At 63.0% G+C, this 24,013-nt stretch carries 19 protein-coding genes and 1 pseudogene; 13 read left to right on the plus strand and 7 right to left on the minus strand.

Annotated elements, in window-relative coordinates; genetic code table 11:
- Window positions 1–10: 10 nt before the first annotated feature.
- On the plus strand, window positions 11–2,149 hold the full coding sequence (locus ACSQ2A_RS04660) for a CHASE2 domain-containing protein (protein WP_436071269.1): 2,139 nt from the start codon (window positions 11–13) through the stop codon (window positions 2,147–2,149).
- On the opposite strand, the gene ACSQ2A_RS04665 is transcribed toward ACSQ2A_RS04660, so the two are convergent.
- The 5 genes from ACSQ2A_RS04665 to ACSQ2A_RS04685 all read right to left on the minus strand — a co-directional run bounded on the left by ACSQ2A_RS04665 (window position 2,078) and on the right by ACSQ2A_RS04685 (window position 7,359).
- On the minus strand, window positions 2,078–2,761 hold the full coding sequence (locus ACSQ2A_RS04665) for a GntR family transcriptional regulator (protein ID WP_436071270.1): 684 nt from the start codon (window positions 2,759–2,761) through the stop codon (window positions 2,078–2,080). The two genes, ACSQ2A_RS04660 and ACSQ2A_RS04665, sit on opposite strands and share 72 nt — an antisense overlap.
- A gap of 85 nt (window positions 2,762–2,846) precedes the next feature.
- Window positions 2,847–4,367: an MmgE/PrpD family protein gene (locus ACSQ2A_RS04670; protein ID WP_436071271.1), complete on the minus strand. Its 1,521-nt coding sequence runs from the start codon at window positions 4,365–4,367 to the stop codon at window positions 2,847–2,849.
- A gap of 27 nt (window positions 4,368–4,394) precedes the next feature.
- Window positions 4,395–5,882, minus strand: coding sequence for a tripartite tricarboxylate transporter permease (locus tag ACSQ2A_RS04675; protein WP_295410132.1), 1,488 nt, complete (start codon window positions 5,880–5,882; stop codon window positions 4,395–4,397).
- Window positions 5,883–5,885: 3 nt separating this feature from the next.
- Window positions 5,886–6,413 carry a tripartite tricarboxylate transporter TctB family protein gene (locus ACSQ2A_RS04680; RefSeq protein WP_295410130.1) on the minus strand — a complete coding sequence of 176 codons (528 nt, stop codon included), beginning with the start codon at window positions 6,411–6,413 and terminating at the stop codon, window positions 5,886–5,888.
- Window positions 6,403–7,359, minus strand: coding sequence for a Bug family tripartite tricarboxylate transporter substrate binding protein (locus tag ACSQ2A_RS04685; RefSeq protein ID WP_436071272.1), 957 nt, complete (start codon window positions 7,357–7,359; stop codon window positions 6,403–6,405). The genes ACSQ2A_RS04680 and ACSQ2A_RS04685 overlap by 11 nt, the downstream gene beginning before the upstream one ends.
- Window positions 7,360–7,664: 305 nt before the next feature.
- Here ACSQ2A_RS04685 and ACSQ2A_RS04690 point away from each other — a divergent pair, with 305 nt between their 5' ends.
- A complete protein-coding gene (locus ACSQ2A_RS04690) occupies window positions 7,665–9,323 on the plus strand; it encodes a Na+/H+ antiporter (protein ID WP_436071273.1) in 1,659 nt (552 codons plus the stop codon).
- A 38-nt stretch (window positions 9,324–9,361) separates the two neighbouring features.
- Here the strand turns inward: ACSQ2A_RS04690 and ACSQ2A_RS04695 are convergent, their stop codons facing one another.
- Entirely contained in the window at window positions 9,362–10,342 is a 981-nt protein-coding gene (locus tag ACSQ2A_RS04695) for an aldo/keto reductase (RefSeq protein ID WP_436071274.1), read from the minus strand.
- 303 nt (window positions 10,343–10,645) lie between these two features.
- Between ACSQ2A_RS04695 and ACSQ2A_RS04700 the strand changes: the two genes are divergently transcribed.
- The 11 genes and pseudogenes from ACSQ2A_RS04700 to ACSQ2A_RS04750 all read left to right on the plus strand — a co-directional run bounded on the left by ACSQ2A_RS04700 (window position 10,646) and on the right by ACSQ2A_RS04750 (window position 23,309).
- The gene (locus ACSQ2A_RS04700; RefSeq protein ID WP_436071275.1) at window positions 10,646–12,031 is read left to right on the plus strand and encodes a M20/M25/M40 family metallo-hydrolase; all 1,386 of its coding nucleotides are present in this window, start codon (window positions 10,646–10,648) and stop codon (window positions 12,029–12,031) included.
- Window positions 12,032–12,034: 3 nt separating this feature from the next.
- Window positions 12,035–13,833 (plus strand): annotated as a pseudogene (locus ACSQ2A_RS04705) (adenine deaminase C-terminal domain-containing protein).
- Window positions 13,834–13,847: 14 nt separating this feature from the next.
- Window positions 13,848–14,198: a DUF2200 domain-containing protein gene (locus ACSQ2A_RS04710; RefSeq protein ID WP_436071276.1), complete on the plus strand. Its 351-nt coding sequence runs from the start codon at window positions 13,848–13,850 to the stop codon at window positions 14,196–14,198.
- A gap of 239 nt (window positions 14,199–14,437) precedes the next feature.
- Window positions 14,438–15,781: an ABC transporter substrate-binding protein gene (locus ACSQ2A_RS04715; protein WP_436071277.1), complete on the plus strand. Its 1,344-nt coding sequence runs from the start codon at window positions 14,438–14,440 to the stop codon at window positions 15,779–15,781.
- Window positions 15,782–15,858: 77 nt separating this feature from the next.
- Window positions 15,859–16,860 (plus strand): DUF2804 domain-containing protein, encoded by a 1,002-nt coding sequence (locus ACSQ2A_RS04720; protein WP_436071278.1) that lies wholly within the window; start codon window positions 15,859–15,861, stop codon window positions 16,858–16,860.
- A 138-nt stretch (window positions 16,861–16,998) separates the two neighbouring features.
- Complete coding sequence (locus ACSQ2A_RS04725) at window positions 16,999–17,928, plus strand: carbohydrate ABC transporter permease (RefSeq protein WP_436071279.1); 930 nt, start codon at window positions 16,999–17,001, stop codon at window positions 17,926–17,928.
- Window positions 17,925–18,788, plus strand: coding sequence for a carbohydrate ABC transporter permease (locus ACSQ2A_RS04730; protein WP_436071280.1), 864 nt, complete (start codon window positions 17,925–17,927; stop codon window positions 18,786–18,788). The genes ACSQ2A_RS04725 and ACSQ2A_RS04730 overlap by 4 nt, the downstream gene beginning before the upstream one ends.
- Window positions 18,785–19,789: a DUF2804 domain-containing protein gene (locus ACSQ2A_RS04735; RefSeq protein WP_436071281.1), complete on the plus strand. Its 1,005-nt coding sequence runs from the start codon at window positions 18,785–18,787 to the stop codon at window positions 19,787–19,789. Before ACSQ2A_RS04730 ends, ACSQ2A_RS04735 begins: the two co-directional genes overlap by 4 nt.
- Entirely contained in the window at window positions 19,783–20,796 is a 1,014-nt protein-coding gene (locus ACSQ2A_RS04740) for a DUF2804 domain-containing protein (RefSeq protein ID WP_436071282.1), read from the plus strand. Before ACSQ2A_RS04735 ends, ACSQ2A_RS04740 begins: the two co-directional genes overlap by 7 nt.
- A 33-nt stretch (window positions 20,797–20,829) precedes the next feature.
- Window positions 20,830–21,882 carry an ABC transporter ATP-binding protein gene (locus ACSQ2A_RS04745; protein ID WP_436071283.1) on the plus strand — a complete coding sequence of 351 codons (1,053 nt, stop codon included), beginning with the start codon at window positions 20,830–20,832 and terminating at the stop codon, window positions 21,880–21,882.
- Window positions 21,879–23,309, plus strand: coding sequence for an NAD-dependent succinate-semialdehyde dehydrogenase (locus tag ACSQ2A_RS04750; RefSeq protein ID WP_436071284.1), 1,431 nt, complete (start codon window positions 21,879–21,881; stop codon window positions 23,307–23,309). The genes ACSQ2A_RS04745 and ACSQ2A_RS04750 overlap by 4 nt, the downstream gene beginning before the upstream one ends.
- On the opposite strand, the gene ACSQ2A_RS04755 is transcribed toward ACSQ2A_RS04750, so the two are convergent.
- Window positions 23,296–23,907, minus strand: a complete 612-nt coding sequence (locus ACSQ2A_RS04755) for a TetR/AcrR family transcriptional regulator (RefSeq protein ID WP_295410105.1) — start codon at window positions 23,905–23,907, stop codon at window positions 23,296–23,298. The two genes, ACSQ2A_RS04750 and ACSQ2A_RS04755, sit on opposite strands and share 14 nt — an antisense overlap.
- Between the last annotated feature and the right edge of the window lie 106 nt (window positions 23,908–24,013).

Raw genomic sequence — 24,013 nt, forward strand, 5'->3', positions numbered from 1 at the left:
GGCAGGGGCCATGGGCAGGCGGCTTGCGGCGCTTACTCTGGGCCTTCTCGTCATTCTCGGTCTCGTCGCGCTCCGGGTGACCGATCCCTATCCGGTCCAGGTAGCGCGCGAGACCAGTTTTGACGTCTTCCAGCAGCTAAAGCCCCGCACTGCGCCGGACGGCCTGCCGGTCCGCATCATCGATATCGATGAAACATCCATGGCCGAAGTCGGCCAATGGCCCTGGCCCCGCGAAACCCTGGCGCGCCTCTCCGAGCGCTTGACCGAACTCGGCGCCGCCGCCATAGCCTTCGATATCCTCTTCAGCGAGGCTGAGCGCGGTTCCGACGCTGACGAGAATTTCGCCAAAACCCTGGCAGCCGGCCCCACCATTCTGGGTCTCGCCCAAAACGGCAGCGCGCTCCCCGTCACCACCCCGGCCAAGGCCGGCCTTGCCACCACCGGCAGCGATCCGCTCTCCGCCGTGCCCGAACTCGGCGGCGCGGCCCAACCCCTTCCCATCCTCGCCGAAGCCGCAAGCGGTCTCGGCATCGCCAGCTTGGACCGCCAGGGGGCAGGGGTAGCCCGCCGCCTGCCGCTCCTTTGGCGCATCGATTCCGGCGCCATTCCGACGCTCTCCGTCGAAGCCCTGCGCGTCGCCATGAGCGTACCTACACTGGTCGTCATGGGCGACAATGTCGATGGCCGCACTGTTGATGCCGTCAGGGTAGGAGACTTCTCCATCCCCACCGGCCCAACCGGCGACCTTCGGCTCTACTATCGCGAGCTGCCGCCCGAGACCTACATTCCGGCCACCGATGTCCTTGACGATGACTACGTCGCGCTTGCTCCGCTCATCGCCGGCCACATCGTCTTCATCGGCAGTTCCGCCAGCGGCCTCAACGACATCCGGATCAGCCCCCTCGGCGTCCCCGTTCCCGGCGTGTCCATTCACCTCCAGGCGCTTGAACAGATCCTGACCCAGACCTTCCTTGACCGTGCGGACTGGGTATCCGGGCTCGAACTGCTGCTTCTCGCCGCCTCCTGCTTCGTCATCGTTCTGGCCGTCGTCGTTTCCGGCCCCCTCGTGGGCCTCGGCGTGTCACTCGCCGTCGCCGCAGCCTCGGTCTCCTTCAGCTGGTGGAGCTTTTCGAGTCCCGGCCTCCTCATCGACCCGAGCTATCCGCTCTTTGCCGCCCTCGTCAGCTACGCCACAATGGCCTTCCTGCGCTTCACGGTCACCGATTTCGACCGTCGCCGCATCCGCCGCGCCTTCGGCTACTATGTCGAGCCTTCGGTTCTTACCCAGATCGAAGCCGACCAGAGCCTGCTGCGCCTCGGGGGTAACGTGCGCGAATTGACCGTGATGTTCTCCGACGTCCGCAATTTTTCGGCTCTCGCCGAACGGACGACACCCGAGCAATTGGTCAGGATTCTCAACAGCCTCTTCGGTGCCCTGGGCGGCGCGATCATCCACCATCGCGGCACCATCGACAAATTCATGGGCGACTCGGTCATGGCCTTCTGGAACGCCCCGGCCGAAGAGAAGGAACATGCCCTCCTCGCCGGCCGTGCCGCCCTCGCCATGCGCAATGCCCTACGCGATCTCAATCGCGGCAGCGACGACCCCATCCATATCGGCATCGGCATCGCCACGGGTCCGGCGCTCGTCGGCAATATGGGCTTTGAGAAACGCTTCGACTATTCCTGCGTCGGCGACACCGTCAATGTCGCGAGCCGCATCGAAGGCGCCTGCAAGCCGGTCGGCTACAGCATCCTCGCGACATTAGGCATGGCAGCGGAAACCCCAGGCCTGGCCTTCCTTGATGCGGGGCAAGTGGAGCTCAAAGGCATGTCCGGCCGTGAGCCGGTCAAATTGCTCGTCGGCGATGAAACGGTCAAAGCGAACCCAGCCTTCGAAGAATTGGCGACGCTCCACGCGGAACTCGTCTCCGCCCTCACGCGCGGCACTCTCGACGCAAGCCTGCTGAAGCGCTGCGAGGCTCTGGCCGAAAAGGTCGAACCGGAACTGGTCCAGTTTTACGCCGCGTTGCCCTCTCGCCTCGCAGACTTTCCGGCAGACGAGCCGGACATGCCCTCAGCCATTCGCCTGGGCGATGAGCCCGTGGCGAGCCGAGGCAATGTGCCGGCGCATCAGGATTTCCGATAGTTCCGCATCCCGGTCAGCAATCGCCTCGACGATCCGCTCATGCTCCGCCAGCGCGCGTTGCGCCCGGCCCGGCACGATGCGATGCTGCATGCGATAGAGCCGGAACAGCGTGTAATATTCGCCGCATAGCAGGTCGAACAGGTGCTGGTTCCTCCCGATACGCGCGATCATGAAGTGAAAGTCCGAATTGGCGGTGGCCTGCCAATAGACCATGGCATCGGGCTTGGAGAGCGCATCGCGGTGGTGCGCCAACATGGCGCGCAGCTGGTCAATCTCCGCCTCGGTCGCATTCTCCGCCGCATGCCGCGCGGCCAGCCCTTCCAGCACCTCACGGATGGTGAAAAGCTCCAGCGCATCGCCGGGGGTCGGCACGACTACGCGTGCACCCTGACGAGGCGCACGGGTAACGAGCTTGCGCTCCTCAAGCCGCCTTATGGCCTCGCGCAGTGGCCCACGGCTGACGCCATATTGCGCAGCAAGCCGCGGTTCGCTGAGCTTGGTGCCGGGCGCGAGAGTGCCAATGACAATGGCCTCGCTGAGTTGCTCGAACAACTGATCGGTCAGCAGCCGGTCGTCTGGTAACTCGATTGTCTCGGCGTCCTGATCCATCATGCTCCAGCGTCGCTATAGTCCAAAGGCGGGCCTCCATAGCGCATGGATCGCGCCACGCAAAGCAGCGCGATCCGGCTTGTGTCCCTTAGAGACCGTGATCGAAAATGCCCTGCCCGGTGGGCTTCGACGGGGTCACGTTGCCCTGTGGCAGAGCGGGAATAAGCACATCGAGCTTGCCAGCAGCGAGACCGGCAAAACCCTTGGCCGCTTCAAGGAAAGCCTTGCGCTCGGCATCGGCGAGTTCGCCCTTGGTCAGCGTTTCGAACTTGCCGGCATAGTCCGGCCAGGTCCAGGGATGGTTGCCATTGGGATGAGCATCGGCCACGCCACGCTCGCCGGTGATCACGCGGCCATCATCGAGCGTAACGATGATCTTGCCACCAAAGGCGCGCTTGTCGGGATTCGGATCGAGATAACGCACCGTCCAGGACGGCTCTTCCACCGTGCGGATCTTGTGCCACAGCGCCACCGTCGACGGCGTGCGGGCGCGCTCGCGCGTATAGGAGTCGACATGGTGCCATTTGCGGTCTTCGAGCGCGACCGCGAGGATATACATGATCGAGTGATCAAGCGTTTCGCGTGATGCTTCCGGGTCCATCTTCTGCGGGTCGTTGGCCCCGGTGCCGATCACATTATGCGTGTGGTGGCTGGTCTCGAGCAGGATATCCTTCACCTTCGAAAGGTCACCGATCTGACCCGAAAGGTCGATCGCAAGGTCGATCAGCGCCTGTGCCTGATACTCGGCCGAATGCGCCTTGGTATAGGTCTCCATGATGCCGCGCGGGCTTTCGCCGGGGGCGGGCAAGGACACCTTATAGGCCTCGTTCTTGCCGCCGAGCATCCAGGCGATCACCGAATCTTCGCCCTCGTAGATCGGCGAAGGCGAAGCCTCGCCACGCATGGCGCGGTCGATACATTCAATGGCAAGCTTGCCCGAGAATCCCGGAACATAGGCCTTCCAAGAGCTGATCTCGCCCTTGCGCGACTGGCGCGTCGAGAAACTCAGGTGCACCGCCTGGTTGACCGCCTGGAAGATCACTTCCGTCGACAGCCCCAGCATGGCGCCGATGGCGGCAGTGGTCGCCGGTGCCAGATGCGCCACGTGGTCCTTCTTGTACTTGTGCAGCGAAATCGCCTTCACCAGCGCCACATGCACTTCATAGGTCACGGCAATGCCACGGGCGAGGTCAGCGCCACCGATCCCCATCTGCTGCGCCACGGCGATCAGCGGCGAGATCGCATCGCCCGGGTGTGAATAGTCGGCCGCAAGGAACGTGTCGTGGAAATCAAGCTCGCGCACGGCCGTAGCATTGGCCCAAGCGGCCCATTCCGCATCGACGCGCACGCCGCTGCCAAGACCATAAACCGTCGCACCGCCCTTGCGCGGATGCGCCAGCGCCATGGCACGCGCCGCAGCGACCGGTGCGCGGTTGATGGCCGCAAGGCCAACGCTGGCGTTGTCGACGATACGGCAGGCGATCATCTCGATCACGTCGGCATCGAGCGGGCCGCAATTGGCAGCAAACTCGGCAATGTGCCAGGCAAGCTGGCTCTCGCGCGGCAGGTTGGCGGCGGATGGATGAACTTTTACGTCGTAGGTCTTCATGGTCGGAAGATTTCCCTATTCAGGCTTTTAGGCGTTGGCGCGCAGGCGCTTGAGGAGAATTGGCAGTGCGAGGAGCAGCACGGCCAGGGTGATGAAAATTGCCGAGAGCGGCGTTGAAACGAGAACCAGCGGGTTGCCCTGGCCGGCGGCGAGAGCCGTCCGCAGCTGCGTCTCCGCCATCGGCCCGAGAATGAGCCCGATCAGCACCGGCGCGATGGGGAAGTCATAAACCCGCATCACATAGCCGGCGAGACCGACGACCAGCATGATGGTCAGATCCATCCATGATCCCGCGAGCCCCCAGACGCCGATCATGGCAAAGACCAGAATACCGGCATAGAGCTGTGGCCGCGGAATGCGCAGCAGCTGCACCCAGATGCCCACCAGCGGCAGGTTGAGTACCAGCAGCATCACATTGCCCACATAGAGCGAGGCGATCAGCCCCCAGATCAGCGCCGGGTTGGACGTGAAGAGGAACGGTCCGGGCTGGAGTCCATAGTTCTGGAACGCCGCCAAGAGCACTGCCGCCGTCGCCGAAGTCGGCAGCCCCAGCGTCAGCAGCGGCACCAGAATGCCAGCCGCCGCAGCATTGTTCGCCGCTTCCGGCCCGGCCACGCCCTCGATGGCGCCCTTGCCGAATTCTTCGGGATACTTGGTGAGCTTCCGCTCCAGCGTATAGGACAGCATGGTCGGGATTTCCGAGCCGCTGCCGGGCAGGGCGCCCATGGGGAAGCCGATCGCCGTACCGCGCAGCCATGGCTTCCAAGACCGCGCAAAATCCTGCTTGGTCATCCAGAGCTGCCCCTTGATCGGGGCCATCACGCCCGGCGTCGAGCGATAGCGGCTCGCGACATAGAGAATTTCACCGACCGCAAAGAGCGATACCAGCACCACCGTCAGCGCAATGCCGCGCAAAAGCTGCATATTGCCAAACGTCAGACGCGGCTGCCCCGTCATCGCATCGATGCCGATGACACCAATGGCGATGCCGAGGAACAGGGACACGAACCCACGCGTGCGCGACGTGCCCATCACCACGGCCACCGAACAGAAGGCCAGCGCCGTAATGGCAAAATAGTCGGTTGGCTTGAAATAGAAGGCTAGCTCAGCCACAGCCGGTGCGGCAAATGTCAGTGCCAGCGTCGCGATTGTACCGGCCACAAACGATCCGATAGCCGCCGTCGCCAACGCCGCCGCGCCACGCCCGGCCCGAGCCATCTTGTTGCCCTCGAGCGCGGTCATCATCGACCCCGCTTCGCCCGGCGTATTGAGCAGGATGGACGTCGTCGACCCGCCATACATCGCGCCATAAAGAATGCCGGCAAACATGATGAAAGCGGAAGTCGGTGCCAGCGCGGTCGTCACCGGCAGCAGCAGCGCAATGGTCAGCGCCGGGCCGATGCCGGGCAGAATGCCGATAGCGGTGCCGAGCACCGAGCCGACCAGCGCCCACATGAGATTTGTCGGCTGCAGCGCAACGCTGAAGCCATGCAGCAGAAGCTCGAAAGTTTCCACGTCCTACACTCCCAGAGGCGGGAAGAACCGGCCCAGTTGCAGCCCGAGCTGGTTGAAGAGGAACCAGGCAGCGCAAGCCAGTATGGCGCCGCAGATGAGGTCGAGCCACCAGCGGCGCGAGCCAAAAGCATTGGCAACCAGCACGAAAGAAAGCGTCGCGGTAAATGGCATGCCCAGCGGCCCCATGGTGACGATCGGCAAGGCGACGGCGACGAGGGCCGTCAGAAAAGCCCGCTTGTCCATCTTGGTCGAGCCGTCGGCATCTTCAGCGTCCTGCGCCTCAAACGTCTCACCGCGCCAGATTTGCAGCACCAAAATGGCGCCGAGAATAAGCAAGCCCCCGCCGGCAAGCGTCACGAACAGGCCCGGCCCCACGGCAGCATAGCGCGCGCCCTGCGGCAGTCCGAAACCGGCATAGAGCCACACCGCGCCCATCGCCATCAGGCCGATGCCGATCCAATAGGGTTTGGGAGAAGCGGGGGCAGCCGCTGGGCTGCCCCCTTCAGTCGTGTTGCGCTCGTCAGTTGACAAGGCCGGCGTCCTTCAGGATCTGGCCCTGACGCTCGGTTTCTTCGGCAATGAAGGCGCCGAATTCGTCACCGGCGAGGAAGTAGTCTTCCCAGCCCTGCGCTTCGAGAACGGCCTTCCACGCATCGCTCTGCGAGAGCTTGGTGAAGTTCTCGACCCAGACGGCATAGTTGTCGTCCGGAGCGCCCGGAGCGGCCAGAATACCGCGCCAGTTGGCCATCTCGACGTCATAGCCGGCTTCGTGGAAGGTCGGCACGTCAGGCAGGTTCGGGCGACGTTCGGCAGAGGTCACGCCCAGGATCTTGATGCGACCCTGTTCAGCGAACTGGGCAAATTCCGAAGTGCCCGAAACACCGGCAGTCAGGGTGCCATTGACGATGGCCGTCACGGTTTCAGCGCCCGAGGTCTGCGGAATGTAGTTGAGGTCGGCCACCGGAATGTCGCCGGCCTGCGCCAGCAGTGCGAGCGAGATGTGGTCGACGCCACCGGCAGAACCGCCGCCGAGAGCTGCCGCACCCGGATCAGCCTTGATGCCGGCAACGAGGTCGGCCAGCGTGTTGTACGGCGAATCCGCCGCAACGGCGATCACCAGATATTCAGCGGTCAGGCGAGCAACCGGCCGGAACTCGGCAAGATTGATCGGCGAATTGTTGAGCTTGATCGCGCCCACGGTGATGGCGCCGAACACAGCCAGCGCATCGGGCTGGCCCGTCGAGGTACCGAGGAATTCGGCGAGACCAACCGTACCACCGGCACCACCGGTATTGGTGAAATTGACGCCACCGGTATAGATGCCGGCATCATTGAGCGCCTGGAACGCCTGACGACCCGTGCCATCCCAGCCACCGCCGGGATTGGCGGGCAGCATGACATTGACCTGGGCGCTGGCTGCGCCAGTTCCCAGCACCGCCGTCATGGCCAGCGCGGCGAGCGTCTTCGAAAACTTCATTCTGATCCTCCCGAGCGCCCGTTTTGCGGCATCATGCCGTCTCCTCCGGTTGCGCTCAAAACTGTCGACAGATTTTGCCCATAAACCTCACCACATTGGAGAATGGGCGTCAACATTCTTAATTCTGCTGACAGAATGTGAAATGCGACCTTTGTCGGAGATGGCGCCTACCGCCACACGTCTCACCCTGACGCCGCCAAATTTGCCGGATTTGCTTATGGCCTAGATGCAACCGTGATCTATTTGCTTTAGTGGGGCTCACCGCCCCGCTGCCGCGAGAGACGGGTTCGCTTCCGGGAGCCATCATGTTCGCCGAAACCCTCGTCGTCATCATCGTCGCCATCGGCATCTCCGCCTTCGCCGAGCGCAGCAATTTTCAGCCGGCGTTGCTGGTTGCCATCGTCGGGCTCGGCGCCTCGTTCATTCCCGGTCTCCATCGCCTCGAACTCGAGCCCGAGATCATCCTCGGCATCGTTTTGCCGCCTCTGCTCTTTTCCGCCGCGTCCGATTTCTCCTTCACCAGTTTTGCCAAGCGCCTCGGCTCAATCGTCAATCTCGGCGTGTTTCTGGTCTTTGCCTCCGCCGTCGCAGTGGCCGTCGTCGCCACCTGGACAGTCCCTGGCATGCCCATCACCGCAGCGCTCGTGCTCGGTGCCATCGTCGCTCCGCCCGACGCGGTCACCGCCATTGCTATTGGTAGCAAGGCCGGCCTGCCATCGGGTCTCATGACCGTGCTGAAAGGCGAGAGCCTCATCAACGACGCGGCCGCGCTGACCCTTCTCGCCGTGGCGGTGGCAACCACGGCTGGCACGCATGCCTTCATCGACAACACGGCTCTCTATTTCCTCTACGCATCGGTGGTGGGGGTGATACTGGGCCTCGTCATCGGCCACGGCGCGCAATTTGCCCGCCGGCGCCTCGCCAATCCGTCCCTCGCCACTGTCGTCTCGGTCATCGTGCCCTTCGCGGCCTATCTCGTCGCCGAAGAGCTGCATGCCTCGGGCGTACTCGCAGTGGTCGCCGCCGGCTTTGCCCTCGGGCATCACGGCACGCAGTCCGGCTACGAAGAGCGCATGCAGGAACGCCAGTTCTGGCGCACCATCGACACGCTGCTCGAAACCTTCGTTTTTGCCTATATCGGCCTGCAACTGCGCTTCGTCATCGACGATGCATTCGACGCCGGGCTCGATATCAGCGACCTGCTACTCGCTGGAATCGCCATTTTCGTCACCACGGTTTTGGTGCGTTTCGCCTGGGTCTTCGTCACGGCAGTCATGGCCCGTCGACGTCACCGTGCCGTCATGCAAAGGCTGACCGAACCACGTAGACGCCCCGAGCGCCGACCGCCTCCGACGCCGGAAACACCGCTGACGTGGAAAGAAAATGCCGTCCTCTCTTGGACCGGCATGCGCGGTGTCGTCACGCTTGCGGCTGCCGCCGGTATTCCCTTCATGACGGTATCAGGCGAATCCTTCCCCTATAGGGAAGCCATCGTCGCCCTGGCTTTCCTCGTCACCATAGCGACGCTGCTTGTCCAGGGGATCTCCTTGCCCTGGCTCATCGAGCGCCTCAGTCTCGAAGACGGCGACGACAAGGCCTATGCCGAAGAGCAGCACCAGTTGGCCCGTCGCCTGGCGCACGAGGCCAATGCCGATGCCCTGGCAGAATTCCGTCTCACCCACACTTCACCCCGATCACAACGCCTCGCCGAAGCCATGGCCAGGCGCGCCGATCGCGCCTCCGAGGAGGAAGAGGAGGAGGAAGCACAGGAGCGGGGCTGGGGTTTTGATCCCGACGAAGCCTATCAGCTCGGCCGGCTTTTGCTCGACGCGCGCCGCAAGCGCCTGATCGCCGCCCGTGATGCGCGGGAGCTGGACGATATGGTCCTGCGCGAAGTCCTCGAACAGATGGACCTCGAACAGGCTCTCATGGACGGCATGACCAAGGGTGTCAGCCGCCTCTAGCCGGGGCCAGACGGCCCCGGCAACACTTCGATTTCTTCTTAGCGATCGATGCGCGCCTGATGGATCGGTGCGTATCGGTCGCCCTGAATGACGATCCCCGAAACCGCCGCCTCGATCTCTGCCAATTCCTGTGCGCTGAGTTCGACGTCTGTGGCGCCGATATTTTCCTCAATCCGGCTCAGCTTGGTCGTGCCAGGAATAGGCGCCATCCACGGCTTCTGGGCCAGCACCCAGGCCAGCGCCAGTTGCGCCGGGGTGATGTTCTTGTCCCCGGCGATGCGGGTCACAGTGTCGGCCAACACCTGGTTGGCCTTGCGGCTCTCAAGATCAAAGCGCGGCACCGTATTGCGGAAATCCTTCTCGACGAAGGTGGTATTGGCGTCGATGGTGCCGGTGAGAAATCCCTTGCCGAGCGGGCTGAAGGGCACGAAGCCGATCCCGAGTTCCTCAAGCACGGGAATGATCTGCTCCTCCGGCTCCCGCCACATCAGCGAGTATTCGCTCTGCAGCGCCGCAACCGGCAGCACTGCATTGGCCCGGCGGATATTGGCGACGCCAGCTTCCGACATGCCGAAGTGCTTCACCTTGCCCTCGGCAACCAACTCCTTCACCGTCCCGGCCACGTCCTCCATCGGCACGTTGCGGTCCACCCGGTGCTGATAGAGCAGGTCGATATAGTCGGTCCGCAGCCGCCGAAGCGAGCCTTCCACAGCCTTGCGGATACGCTCGGGCCGGCTGTCCGGCACGCCGCTGCCATCGATATCGAAACCGAACTTGGTAGCAATCACCACCTGATCCCGGATCGGCTCCAGCGCCTCGCCAACGACTTCCTCGTTCTTGTACGGCCCATAGACTTCGGCGGTATCGAAAAAGGTGATCCCGCGCTCGAAAGCGCCCCGGATCAGCTTCACGCCCTCGGCCGTCTCCAGCGGCACGCCATAGGACTGGCTGATGCCCATGCAACCAAGGCCGATCGCTGAAACTTCCAGCCCACCTTTGCCAAGAATACGCTTCTTCATTTTGGTTCCTCCAAAAGGCCATGCGCCATATCGGCGGCTCGCTTATCGCTCACCACCTTCCATCAGCACTCTAGGCCATCCGCGTCTCGCGATAATCCGCAAAAATTTGCGAGCCCTTGTGAGCAAAATTCATCAATGATCATCGTCATCGCCTGTCCATAACGGACGTTTGTCGTTGCAAACGCTTGGGTCTTCTCCCAATCTGGCTTGGTTCCCTGAGCCCGTTCCAAGGCGCCGCTCGCTCTTATTCTTCGCTCGATCCGCCTTCGCCGATGCCGCGAAAACACCAAGCCGATTTCATCCATGACCACACTTGATGCCGTTCTTGCCCAAGCCGATCAGCAACTCGATATGAGCCTTGAGCGGCTCTTCGAGCTGATCCGCATTCCCTCCGTTTCGACCGAACCCCAATACGCCGCCGATTGCCGCCGCGCCGCCGAATGGCTGCGCGATGAACTCTCCGCCCTCGGCTTCGATGCGACGGTCCGCGACACGGCAGGTCACCCCATGGTCGTCGGCCACGGCCCAGCCACGCCCGGCCCACACGTCCTCTTCTACGGCCACTACGACGTTCAGCCAGTCGATCCGCTGGCCCTCTGGAATACGCCGCCCTTCGAGCCGACGCTGGTTCCCCAGCCCGATGGCGAAACCTTCATCACCGGCCGCGGCGCCTCCGACGACAAGGGGCAGTTGCTGACCTTCATCGAAGCCTGTCGCGCCTGGAAGGCCGTCACCGGCAGCCTCCCCATCCGCATTTCCATGCTCTTCGAAGGCGAAGAGGAAGCCGGCTCACCCTCGCTCGGGCCATTCCTCGCCGCCAATGCCAATGACCTCCGCGCCGATACCATCCTCGTCTGCGACACCGACATGTGGGACCGCGAAACCCCCGCCATCACCACCATGTGGCGCGGCTTCGTCTCCGAAGAATTCGAGATAACCACCGCCGACCGCGATCTCCATTCCGGCATGTTCGGCAGCGCCGCCCGCAATGCCGTGCAGCTCATCTCCACCATTCTCGGCCAGCTCCGCAGCGAAGACGGCAGCGTCGCCATCCCCGGCTTCTACGATGGCGTCGCCGAACTCCCCGCCGCCAACAAGGCCGAGTGGGAACGTCTCCCCTTCGACGCCGAAAAATTCCTCGGCGATATCGGCCTCTCCATCCCCGCCGGCGAACAGGGCCGCTCCGTCCTCGAACAGGTCTGGGCTCGTCCGACGGCTGAAGTCCACGGCGTCTGGGGCGGCTATTCCGGCGACGGCTTCAAGACCGTCATCCCCGCCAAGGCCGGCGCAAAGATCTCCTTCCGCCTCGTTGACGGTCAGGACCCCAATCGCATCCGCGAGATTTTCCGCGACTTCGTCCGCGCCCGTATCCCGGCCGATTGCTCGGTCACCTTCAAGGCCTATGGCACCGCGGCCGCCCGCTCCATGCCGCTCGATGGCGTCCTGCTCACCAAGGCCAAAGAGGCCCTGACCGAAGAATGGCAACGCGAAACCGCGCTTGCCGGCACCGGCGGCTCAATCCCGATCCTCGGCGAATTCAAGGAACGCCTCGGCATGGACAGCTTGCTCATCGGCTTTGCCCGGTTCGACAACCGCATCCATAGCCCCAACGAAAAATACGACCTATCGAGCTTCCACAAGGGCATTCGCTCCTGGGTGCGCATCCTCCACGCTTTCTCCGAGGCCTGAACCATGGCGATTACCCGCTTCTCCGTAGCCCCGCTTCATAGCCAGATCACGACCCTCGCCGCCGTCGCCGGGGGCAGGGCGCCTGCCGATCTCGTCATCACCGGCGCCCGCATGCTCTCGACCTATTCCGAGCGCATCGCGACAGATAAGGAAATCTGGCTCTCCGGCGGCCGTATCGCCGCCGTCAAGCCCGCCGGTTCCTACAAGCTCGGCCCCGCCCCCAAGGCCCTCTACGACGCCAAGGGCGGCATTATCGCGCCCGGTCTCGTCGATCCCCATATCCACATCGAAAGCTCGATGGTCACCGCCTGCGCCTATGCCGAGGCGGCCCTACTCAACGGCACAACGACGATCTTCTGCGACAGCCACGAGATCGGCAATGTCATGGACGTAGCCGGCGTCGAAGCCATGCTCGAAGACGCACGCCTCGCCCCGCTCTCGATCTTCCTCACCGTCCCCTCGACCGTCCCCGCCACCTCGCCCGATCTCGAAACCGCCGGCGGTGACCTGGCCCCCGAAAAGATCGGCGCTCTCTTCGACAAGTGGCCCGAAGCGGTGGCCCTCGGCGAAAAGATGGACTTCGTGCCCGTCGCCATGGGCGATCCGCGCAGCCACGCCATCATCGCCGAGGCCCTCAAGCGCGGCCGCCCGGTCTCCGGCCACATCTACGGCCGCGAATTCGTCGCGCCCTATGCCGCGGCCGGTGTCACCGACACGCACGAAGCCATCGACCGCGACATCTCCGACGATTTCGTCGATGCCGGCATCTGGGTTTTCCTCCGCGGCGGCAACCCGGCCACACCATGGAATTCCATCGTCGAAGCCATCAAGCCGATCACCGAACTCGGCGCCAGCCACAAGCGCTACTGCGTCTGCACTGATGATCGTGACGCCGACGACCTCCTCAGCTTCGGCCTCGATTGGGTCGTGCGTGAAGCCATCCGCTGCGGCGTAAAACCTGAACAGGCGTGGTCCATGGGCTCGCTCCACGGCGCCACCCGCTTCGGCATGGGTGATGAAATCGGCGGTCTCGGCGGCGGCCGCCGCGCCGATCTCGTCCTCCTCGACGACGACCTGAAGCCCGTCAATACCTGGTATGGCGGCGCCTTGATGGTCGAAGACCGCAAGGTCACGCCCTTGTTGGAAGACACGCTCAACCAGCGCTACCGCTACTCCGATGCGGCCTACAACACCGTCCACCTGCCCAAGTCGCTAAAACTCGTGCCCGACCTGCCGAGCGGCGCGGTCACGGCCAATGCCATCGGCATCGAAATGCCCGGCATCATCCTGCCGCATCGCAAGGTGGACATCGCCCCGGCCAATGACTGGGAAACCATCCTCGAACGCGACAATCTCAGCTTCGTCACCGTCATCGAGCGCCATGGCAAGTCCGATGGTGGCATCGCCTACGGTCTCCTGCATGATTTCGGCATCAAGAACGGCGCCGTCGGCTCCAGCGTCGGCCACGATAGCCACAACATCATCCTCGCCGGCACCAACGAAGCCGACATGCAACTGGCCCTCAAGACCATCGAGGCGGCCAATGGCGGCATTGTCGTGGTCGAGGACGGCAAGGTGCTCGCCTTCGTCGCCCTCCCGGTCGCCGGCCTCATGTCGACAAGCGCGTCCACGAAGTCGCCGCCGAAAACCAGGCCCTCAAAAAGGCCTGGCAACAGGTCGGCTGCACCATTCCCTATATGGGCTTCAACCTCATCCCGCTCTCGGTGATCCCGGAAATCCGCATCACCGACAAGGGTCTGGTAAAGGTGCCGGAAATGACCCTGGCGCCGCTCTTCGACTAGAAAGGAAAACGACCATGGCCGGCCACCGCGTCTTCTCCATCAGCGTCGCGAGCGTCTATCCGCACTACATCACCAAGGCGGAGAAGAAGGGGCGGACCAAGGCCGAGGTCGACGAACTCATCTGCTGGCTGACCGGCCACAGCCAGCAGACCCTCGAGGCGGAACTGGATAAGAAAACCACCTTCGAGGACTTCTTCAACCACGCCCCGCAGTTGAACCCGGCACGCTCGCTGATCAAGGGCGTCGTCTGCGGCATTCGCGTGGAAGAGATCGAAGACCCGATGATGCGCGAACTCCGCTACCTCGACAAAATCATCGACGAACTCGCCAAGGGCAAGGCGATGGAAAAGATCAAGCGCAGCTAGTCGAAGTTCCGAAAATCATAGTTCCGCCAAGCACCTGGTGGCCCTCGCCGGGATGCCCGTAGCCGCCGCATGACGGGGAGACGTCCCCGTGACGCGGCGACGCTGGCCCCCAAAAATCTTCGCACTCATCCTCCTCACTTAAGGAAATGTCGCCGATTGACTCTTTACCGGCCGACCAGTAAGTAAATATCCGCCCGGCGAGGAGCGAGCGGGCATGCTTTTGCAACTGGGAGGAAATAATGACAGTCTGCACAGTGATTGGACGGCGGGCACTGCTCGCGGCCAGCCTCGGTCTGATGGTTTCGGGCAGCGTTGGTGCCGTTCTGGCGCAGGACAATCTCTACGGAACGGCGGAAGCCCCCGTTGAAATCCGCATGATCGCCAATGAAGCATTCGCCGGCCAGTGGCAGGATGCGATGGTCACCGAGTTCAACAAGCACTATCCCGGCATCAAGGTTGTCATTGACGGCGTGCCCTATCCCGAACTGCTCGCCAAGAGCATGCTCGATGCGACCGGCCCTGAGCCGACCTACGACATCATCATTGCCGACGATCCCTGGATTCCCCAGCTCGCAGAGGCGGGCGTGCTGCTCGACCTGAAAAAGGACGCCGCAGAGTGGACCGATGCCGGCTATGACTGGGACGATTTCAACGCTGCCCCGCTCGCGGCCAGCGAATGGAACGGCGTGCAATATGGCGTGCCGCTACGCTCCAATCTCCTGCTGATGTTCTACAACAAGTCGCTTTACGACAAGGCCGGGGTGCCGCAGCCGACCCCTGAGCTGACCTGGACCGACTATATGGCGCAGGGCGAAAAGTTGGTGCAGGACACCAACGGCGACGGCCAGATCGATGCCTGGGGCGTCGATACCTATTTCAACCGCGACGTACTGACCCCCACCATCTGGCAGACCATTCTCAACTCCAATGGCGGCCAGTTGCTCGATGAGAACAACAAGGCGGCCTTCAACAACGACCTGGGCAAGGCAGCGCTGCAGACCCATATCGACCTGCTCAAGTTTGCCCCGACCGGTGGCTCCAGCCACAGCTTCAACGAGTCCCTGCAGGCGTTCCGCCAGGGCCAGGTTGCCACCATGTTCATGTGGGGCAGCGTGTTCAAGGGCACGGCCGTCGATCCCAAGACAACGACGCTGACGACCGATCAGGTTGGCATTCAGGTCATGCCGGTCGGCTCCGAGAGCGCCGGCGCGCACCGCGGCATCTGGAGCGGTGCCGTCAACAACAAGAGCCGCAATCCGGCTGCTGCCTGGGCACTGCTGCAGTGGCTGAGCTCGAAGGAAGGCGAAGTCTGGCATTCCAACACGCTGGGCGTGTTCCCGGCCCGCAAGTCGACCCTGGCCAGCACGCCTGAGCAGGAATGGCTGAAGCCGGTCTTCGCCGCGCTGCAGATGGGCTATGAAATGGTCGACACGGGCCATATGTGGCGCCCGCGTGATCCCAAGTCCGACGCTGTGCAGCAGGTCCTGGCCGACGAAACCTCGCGCGCCATCTCCGGTCAGGTGGACGTTGCTGGAGCCCTGGCCAGCGCCGAGCAGAAGATCAACGAGATCATGGGCAACTAACCCCATCTCCTGAGCCAATGAGCAAGGGCGTGCCAGTCGGCGCGCCCTTATCTTTGTCCGGCATAGTGGAACCCGTGATGTCCGATCAGCTCGTAGAACGTGAAATTACCGCGCGTGTCGATATCTGCCTCCCCGATGGCCGGCTTAATCCGGAGGCGGTCGGCTGGAGTCGTTTCCCGCAACACCGCTCAAATCTCAGCGGTTGGGGCCGCAACAAGCGTTTTGAATATTGGTGCATCATCGCGCCGGATCTCATCGTCTCGGCCAATATTTCGCACCACGACTACCGGGCAAATGTTTCAGCCACAGCGGTGGATCGGGAAACTGGAGCCAAGGCGGGGAAGGGCGCCAATGTCTGGCTGCCGCGCGCTAACATGCTCAGCGACCCGACTTACGGCGTCTCGATGCGAGCGGATGCCCCCGGCCTTACCCTGCGCCTCGAACCCAATTCTGCGGGTACGCGCCTCATAGCGGAAACCGCCGATATGCGCTTCGACCTGCAGGCGCACACGCCGCCGGGCCACGAAAGCATGGGGGTATTGGTCCCCTGGTCATCGAGCCGCTTCCAATACACCCGCAAGGACAATTGCATTCCGGTCGAGGGCTTGGTCGAGACGCCCGGCCGGCAATACCGGCTCAGCGCCGACACCACCCTGGCTCTTTACGATCACGGCCGCGGCCGCTGGCCCTACCACACGCGCTGGAATTGGGGCGCCGGCAGCGGCTACTGCGATGGCCGGCAGCTTGGCATCAATATCGGCGGCAAATGGACCGACGGCACGCCATCGAGCGAGAATTTCGTGCGCATCGATGGCCGGGTCAACAAGATCAGCGAGCATCTGACCTGGCACTACGATCCCAAAGACTGGCTAGCACCATGGCGGGTCACTGGAGCGCGCGTCGACCTGACCTTCACGCCAAATCACCACCAACTCTACCTGTTCGATCGTTGGGTGATCATGGCCCGCGCCGACCATTGCTTCGGCCACTTCAACGGCACGGTTGTTGCTGACGACGGGACCACCGTGCCGGTCCGCGAAATCTTCGGCATGATCGAGGAAGTGGAGCGCCGTTGGTAGGCGCCGTTTTGGCGCATTGACACTTTACCGGCCGTTCGGTAAGTAAATGCCCAACAACAGACCTGTTGCGGATTGCCAAGGATTTTGCGCCCCAGAATGGCGCCCGGCAATACCTACATTATGAGGGGAGGGTGCCGGGTGGCCATCACAGCCATGGACAATCAGACTACGCATCGGCGTAGTCGCACAAGGGCTCGCCTGGCGGATTTTTCCAGCCGCTGGTCCTTCATGCTGCCGGCGGCGATCATTCTCTTCGCGGTTCTGGTGTACCCGATCTTCTATACCCTGCAGATCAGCTTCTCGCGGCTCGATCTCGCCTCCTTCACGGCCTCGCAATGGGTCGGTTGGGACAATTACAGCACGGTCCTGCGCGATGACCGCTTCTGGCAATCGATGCAGGTGACCGGCATCTACCTGCTGTTCGCCCTGCCCATTCAGATGGTCCTGGGTTTTGGTATTGCCTACCTCATCAACGCGCCCTGGAAGGGGCGGGACGTGGTTCGCGCGCTCTTCATCATCCCCATGGTCGTCGCCCCGGTCGTGGCCGGCGGCGTCTGGCGCATGATTCTCGATCCCCTCTGGGGCCTGATGAATTATTGGCTCGGCCAGATCGGTATCGGGCCCATCGACTGGTTGGGCACGCCCAGCCTTGCCATGGCGACCATCGTCATAATCGATACCTGGCGCTGGACCCCCTTTGTCATCCTGATCGCCACGGCCGCCCTGCTGTCCCTGCCCAAGGATGTGTTCGAGGCCGCCGATATCGACGGCGCCAACTGGTGGACCAAGCTCTGGTCGATCGCCTTGCCGCTCCTGCTGCCGATCATTGCGGCCACCTTCGTCGTGCGCTGGCTCGGGGCGGTAAAAATGTTCGACATCGTCCTCGCCGCCACCTTGGGTGGGCCTGGCGGGGCTACCAATGTCATCAATCTCTTCATCTACGAGCAGGCCTTCCGAACGCTGCGCTTTGCTGAATCATCGGCCATGGCCGTCATCGTTCTGCTCATCACCATGGTTCTGACAGGCGCTTTCCTGTTTGGCATTCGCAAGCTGGAGGACGTGCAGTGACCCTCGACGCAACCCCGGCCTCCACGCATCGTTTCCGCCGCAATCTCGCCCGCCAGCTCCGCATCTGGAGCGGGGTGGCCATTGCGCTGGTCTTCCTCTTCCCGATCTTCTGGATGGTGCTGACCTCGTTCAAGATGCCCAAGGACATCTTCACCACCCCGCCGACGTTCTTCTTCCAGCCCACCATCGACACCTATGTCGAATATATCTGGCGCGCCGATATTCCCCGGCGGCTGCTCAATACGGTGATCGTCTCCTTTGGCTCGGCGCTGATTTCCATCGTCGCCGGCGGCATGGCCGGCTACGCCCTGGCGCGGTTGCGCATTCGCGGCGCCGGATTTTTGGGGACGCTGCTGCTGCTGTCGCGCGGCGTTCCGCCCATCGCGCTGGCCGTGCCGATGTTCCTCGTAGCGCGCAAATTCGGGCTGACCGACAAGCACATCACGCTGATCTTGGCCTATTGCACCTTCCTCATTCCCTACGTCATGTGGCTGATGCGCGGCTTTTTCCTGGCTCTGCCCAAAGAGCTCGAAGAATCTGCCATGATCGATGGCTGCTCCCGCTTCGGCGCCTTCATCAAGATCATCGTGCCCATCGCCATGCCGGGCATTCTCTCCACCCTGATCTTCAGCGTCATTCTGGCCTGGGAAGAACTGCTCTTCGCGCTGGTCCTCACCAACCGCAACGCCTCCACCGTCCCCGTCGCCATGGCCGGCATTGCCGGCGATACGGTCAACGGCGCCAATTGGGGCGCCTTGACAGCGGTGGGTACGCTCATGGTCGTGCCGGTCGTCATCTTTGCCCTTCTGGTGCAGAAGTGGCTTGTTCAGGGTCTTGCCGATGGGGCGACCAAGGGATGAACGCCATTCATCGCATCGAGCGTGAAATCACGCAGCCGGTCGACATGTGCCGCCCCGATGGCCGGCTGAACCCGGAAGCCGTTGGTTGGAGCCGCAAGGCTTTGCATCGTGCAAATCTGAGGGGCTGGGGGCGCAACAAGCGGTTCGAATACTGGTGCATTGTCGCGCCGGATTTCCTGATCACCGCCAATGTTTCCCATCACGATTATCGGGCCAATGTGGCCTCGACCTATATCGACCGGAACAGCCACGCAAAGCTCGCCCATCGCCAAAATGTCTGGCTACCGCCGAGAGACACCATGAGCGATCCGCTGAGCCGCGAGCGCGTGGCCGGCAAGGCCAGGGGCCTGACCGTCGTGCTCGAACCCAATGCAGTGGGCACCCGCATTCTGGTCGAGGCGGAGCGCCTGCAGGCAGAGCTGCAGGCCTTTGAGGCGCCCGATCGGGAGTCCATGGGCGTGCTCGTGCCATGGGATAACAAGCGCTTCCAATACACCAGGAAAGACAACTGCATCCCGGTAGAAGGGGTAGTGGTCGTCGACGGCGTCGAGAAGCGCGTCTCGCCCGAAACAACCCTTGGCATTCATGACCATGGGCGCGGCCGTTGGCCCTACGACACCCGCTGGAATTGGGGCGCCGGCAGCGGCACCACCGACGGGCACGAGATCGGTCTCAATTTTGGGGCAAAATGGACCGATGGCACGCCATCGACCGAAAACAGCCTCCGTCTCGATGGGCGCGTGCACAAGATCAGCGAAGATCTGCGCTGGACCTATGACCGGGACAACTGGACGGCGCCCTGGCGCATCAAGGGTGAGCGGGTAGACATCGTCTTCACCCCGCAGATCTACCACCATCACAAGTTCGACCGGATGATCATCTCCGCCCAGGGCGATCAATGCTTCGGTCATTTCGACGGCGAGGTGGTCGCCGATGGCGGGAAGGTCGTTCCCGTCCGCAATATTTATGGTTTGGTCGAAGAGGTACATCGCAAGTGGTAGCTGGTCCCGTTCAACCCGAGCGCGAGCTCGATCAGCCCGTCGACATTGCTTTGCCGAATGGGCGGCTCAATCCCGCCGCTGTAGGCTGGAGCCGGCACCCCGTGCAGGGCATCAACCTCAAAGGCTGGGGCCGCAACAAGCGCTTCGAATATTGGTGCATCACCAGTCCCGACCTGATCGTCGCCCTAAACATTTCACATGGCGACTATCGCGTCACGCTGGCCTCGTTCTTCTATGATCGTGCGACCGGCGAGGCCGTGCCGGAAGCCGAGATCCATTGGCTGCCGAACAATGACCGCGCCAGCATGCCCGGGCAGACCGGTCGCGACGACGCCGTGGGCAAGGGCGAGCGCATGCAGATCGCCATGCGCATCAACAAGACCGGCACCCGCCTTACCGGCGAGACCAGCCGGCTCAAGGCCGATATTCAGGTACACGAAGCGCCAGGCCACGAAAGCCTCAACGTGCTGGTGCCCTGGGATAGCAAGCGTTTCCAGTTCACCCGCAAGGACAATTGCCTGCCGGCCTCCGGTTGGGTCGAGCTCGATGGCCGCCGCTACACGCTCGATGTTGGTTCCGCCTATGCGACGCTCGATCATGGGCGCGGCCGCTGGCCCTATTCTATCGTCTGGAATTGGGCATCGGGCAGTGGCCGCAGCGACGGCCGCGAACTGGGCCTGCAGTTCGGCGGCAAGTGGACCGAGGGCACACCCTCGACCGAAAACGCCCTCAAGATCGACGGGCGCTTGCACAAGATCAGCCAGGAACTGGAATGGCGCTATGATCGCGCCGATTTCATGAAGCCATGGCAAATCCTGGGGGATCAGGTCGATCTGACCTTCACCCCCGAATATGACCGCTATTCCAATTTCGACCGACTGATCGTGCGCAGCAAGGAACACCAGTGTTTCGGCACCTTTGCCGGCACGGTGACGGACAATGACGGCAAACGCTATCGCGTTGCCGATGTCTATGGCTGGGCCGAGGAAGTGGCGCGGCGGTGGTAGACAGAGCGATACGAACAGACCGGGAGATCCCTAATGAGCGCAGTTGAAATCCGCGACGTTCAAAAATCCTATGGCGGCCATCCGGTCCTGCATGGCGTTTCCGTTGATATTCCCGACGGGGAATTCGTCGCCCTTGTCGGCCCGTCCGGCTGCGGCAAGTCTACCTTGCTCCGCATGATCGCGGGCCTCGAAGATATCACGGCCGGCGAGATCGCCATTGGCGGCAAGGTCATGAACGACTTTGCGCCCAAGGATCGGGACATCGCCATGGTGTTCCAGAATTACGCGCTCTATCCGCATATGAATGTCGCGGACAATATGGGTTTTGCCCTCAAGCAGCGCGGGTTTTCGCGCGAGGTCATCAAGGAGCGCGTGGCCGATGCCGCCCGCATTCTGGGCCTCGAAAGCCTCCTGGCGCGAAAGCCGCGCCAATTGTCGGGCGGCCAGCGCCAGCGCGTCGCCATGGGGCGCGCCATCGTCCGGCATCCCAACGTTTTCCTCTTCGATGAGCCGCTCTCGAATCTCGATGCGAAACTGCGCGTGCAGATGCGCAGCGAACTCAAGGAATTGCACCAGCGCCTCGGCACCACCACCGTCTACGTGACGCATGACCAGATCGAAGCCATGACGCTGGCGGATCGCGTCGTCGTCATGAATGCCGGTCGCGTTGAGCAGATCGGCGCGCCGCTCGATCTCTACGACCGGCCGGGCAGCCTGTTCGTCGCTGCCTTCATTGGCTCCCCGCCGATGAATTTTCTCGCCGGCACCGTCAATGAGCAGGGCCAATTGCAGGTCGAAGACGGCCTCTCCCTCGCCATCCCCGGCGGTGGGTTGCGGCCCGGCCAGCGCCTGACTGTGGGCGTGCGTCCGGAACACCTCGAACTGGCCGAGACCGGCTGGCCCGCAACGGTGTCGGTGGTCGAACCGACCGGCTCTGAAACGCAGATCATGACGCGCCTGGGCAATCAGGTCATCCGCGTGCTCATCCGAGGCCGCACCGATCTCAAGCCGGGCGCGGTTGTGCATCTCGGCGCTGATCCAGCCCATATCCACCGCTTCGACACGATGACGGGGCGGCGCCTGTGACCTATCCCGATACCGCGCTCTTCATCGACGGCGCCTGGCGTCCGGCAATCGATGGTGCCCGGCAGGACGTCGTCAATCCCGTCCATGGCGGCGTCATCGGCCAGCTAGCTCTGGCCGGTCGCGCCGATCTCGATCTGGCTCTGGCCGCCGCCGCCCGAGCCTTTCCCGCTTGGCGCGACCTTGGCCCAATGGCCCGTTCCGACCTGATGCGGCGCGCGGCAGGCCTGTTGCGCGACCGGGCCGAACAGGTCGCCGCGACAATGACGGCGGAGCAAGGCAAACCTCTTGCCGAAGCACGGGCAGAGGTTCTGGCCGCCGCCGGCACCATAGAATGGTTCGCCGAAGAGGGCCGTCGCGCCTATGGCCGCATCGTCCCCAGCCGCGATCCCAGAGTCATGCAGCAAGTGCTCAAAACCCCGGTCGGCCCTGTCGCGGCCTTCACGCCGTGGAATTTCCCGATCAACCAGGCCACACGCAAGATTGCTGCGGCGCTGGCAGCGGGCTGCACCATGATCGTCAAGGGCCCCGAAGAGGCGCCCGCCAGTTGCGCTGCCCTCGTTGCTGCCCTGGCCGATGCCGGCCTGCCGGCAGGCGTGCTCAATCTCGTCTATGGCGTGCCGTCTGAAATCTCCGCCTACCTGATCCCGCACCCAGTGATCCGCAAAATCTCGTTCACCGGCTCGACCGCCGTTGGCAAGCAGCTGGCGAGCCTTGCCGGCCTCCATATGAAGCGGGTGACCATGGAATTGGGCGGCCACGCGCCCGCCATCGTCATGGACGACGCCGATATCGAACAGGCAGCCACGGTTCTGGCCGCCGCCAAATTCCGCAATGCCGGACAGGTCTGCATCGCGCCCACGCGCTTTCTGCTGCACGAAAGCATCTACGACCGTTTCCGCGACAGCTTTCTCGAGCGCGCGCAACGCATTGTCGTCGGCGATGGCGCTGAGCCCGGCACGACGATGGGGCCATTGGCCAATGCTCGCCGCGTCGAGCACATGGAGGCCCTGGTCGCCGATGCCGTCGACCGCGGCGCCCGTCTGACCCTGGGTGGCCACCGCATCGGCAATGCCGGCAACTTCTTCGCGCCCACCGTGCTCGAAGACATACCGCCCGATGCCCTGGTCATGACCACCGAGCCGTTCGGCCCCGTTGCCCTCCTTGCGCCATTCTCACGCTACGAGGACGCCGTCGCCGAGGCCAACCGACTGCCTTACGGGCTTGCCGCCTATGCCTTTGCCGCCCGGCAGTCGACGATTGGCTCCCTGTCGCGCGATATCGAGGCCGGCATGCTCTCGATCAACCATCAGGGGCTGGGCAGCCCCGAATTGCCTTTCGGTGGCATCAAGGATTCCGGCTATGGCTCGGAAGGCGGCTCCGAGGCGCTCGAAGCCTATCTCGATACGCGCCTCGTCACCGTGGCCTGAGGCCGTTGTAGATCAGCTGGAAATATTCCTCGGCGAAGTCGCGCGCTGCCAGCCGCCCACCGGGCCGATACCAGCGCGCCATCCAGTTGAGCATTGAAAGCACCGCACGGGCGGCGATGGCCGGGTCCGCCATCACCAGCTCGCCGCTGGCGCTGGCATCGGTCATCAGCCCGCGGATCATGGTTTCATATTCGTCGCGCACCGACACCTGGCCCGGCGCCAGCGTGCGGCTGAGGCCGCCAAAGCCGTGCAGCAGCGTGACGAAGGATTCGTAATTGGCCTCGAAGAAGCTGGCATGAGCCACCATCATCTGCCGCAGCCGATCGTTGAACGGCGCCGTGCCTTCGATTTCGGCCTGCACATGCTCGCGCAGGCGACTCAGCAGGTCGATGACGATCTCGTCGTAGATGACCTGCTTGGTCGGAAAATAGTGATAGACCGCGGCCTTCGAAATGCCGACGGCCTTGGCCACATCCTGCAGGGAAGCCCCTTCGAATCCCTTTTCGGCAAAAAGCCGCGCCGCATGTGCGAGAATGGTCTCGCGAGGCGCCGTGATGGTTGCCGGACGTCCGAGGGCGCGTTTCCCGGTTTTTTCCATATAATTCGATCCTCGCGATTGACGGGTGCTGATCCAGTGTCGTATTACCGGCCAGCCGGTCAATAAACCGTTATTGTTACATGACTGGTGTATAACGACGCAATCG

This window comes from Devosia sp. LjRoot3, assembly GCF_964252865.1.
GTDB lineage: Bacteria > Pseudomonadota > Alphaproteobacteria > Rhizobiales > Devosiaceae > Devosia.

Coding starts and splice junctions, on each gene's coding strand:
- ACSQ2A_RS04695 (WP_436071274.1), bottom strand. CDS start 10,342: ATGAAGAAGCGTATTCTTGGCAAAGGTGGGCTGGAAGTTTCAGCGATC.
- ACSQ2A_RS04710 (WP_436071276.1), top strand. CDS start 13,848: ATGGCCGGCCACCGCGTCTTCTCCATCAGCGTCGCGAGCGTCTATCCG.
- ACSQ2A_RS04665 (WP_436071270.1), bottom strand. CDS start 2,761: ATGATGGATCAGGACGCCGAGACAATCGAGTTACCAGACGACCGGCTG.
- ACSQ2A_RS04685 (WP_436071272.1), bottom strand. CDS start 7,359: ATGAAGTTTTCGAAGACGCTCGCCGCGCTGGCCATGACGGCGGTGCTG.
- ACSQ2A_RS04755 (WP_295410105.1), bottom strand. CDS start 23,907: ATGGAAAAAACCGGGAAACGCGCCCTCGGACGTCCGGCAACCATCACG.
- ACSQ2A_RS04700 (WP_436071275.1), top strand. CDS start 10,646: ATGACCACACTTGATGCCGTTCTTGCCCAAGCCGATCAGCAACTCGAT.
- ACSQ2A_RS04670 (WP_436071271.1), bottom strand. CDS start 4,367: ATGAAGACCTACGACGTAAAAGTTCATCCATCCGCCGCCAACCTGCCG.
- ACSQ2A_RS04690 (WP_436071273.1), top strand. CDS start 7,665: ATGTTCGCCGAAACCCTCGTCGTCATCATCGTCGCCATCGGCATCTCC.
- ACSQ2A_RS04735 (WP_436071281.1), top strand. CDS start 18,785: ATGAACGCCATTCATCGCATCGAGCGTGAAATCACGCAGCCGGTCGAC.
- ACSQ2A_RS04720 (WP_436071278.1), top strand. CDS start 15,859: ATGTCCGATCAGCTCGTAGAACGTGAAATTACCGCGCGTGTCGATATC.
- ACSQ2A_RS04660 (WP_436071269.1), top strand. CDS start 11: ATGGGCAGGCGGCTTGCGGCGCTTACTCTGGGCCTTCTCGTCATTCTC.
- ACSQ2A_RS04715 (WP_436071277.1), top strand. CDS start 14,438: ATGACAGTCTGCACAGTGATTGGACGGCGGGCACTGCTCGCGGCCAGC.
- ACSQ2A_RS04745 (WP_436071283.1), top strand. CDS start 20,830: ATGAGCGCAGTTGAAATCCGCGACGTTCAAAAATCCTATGGCGGCCAT.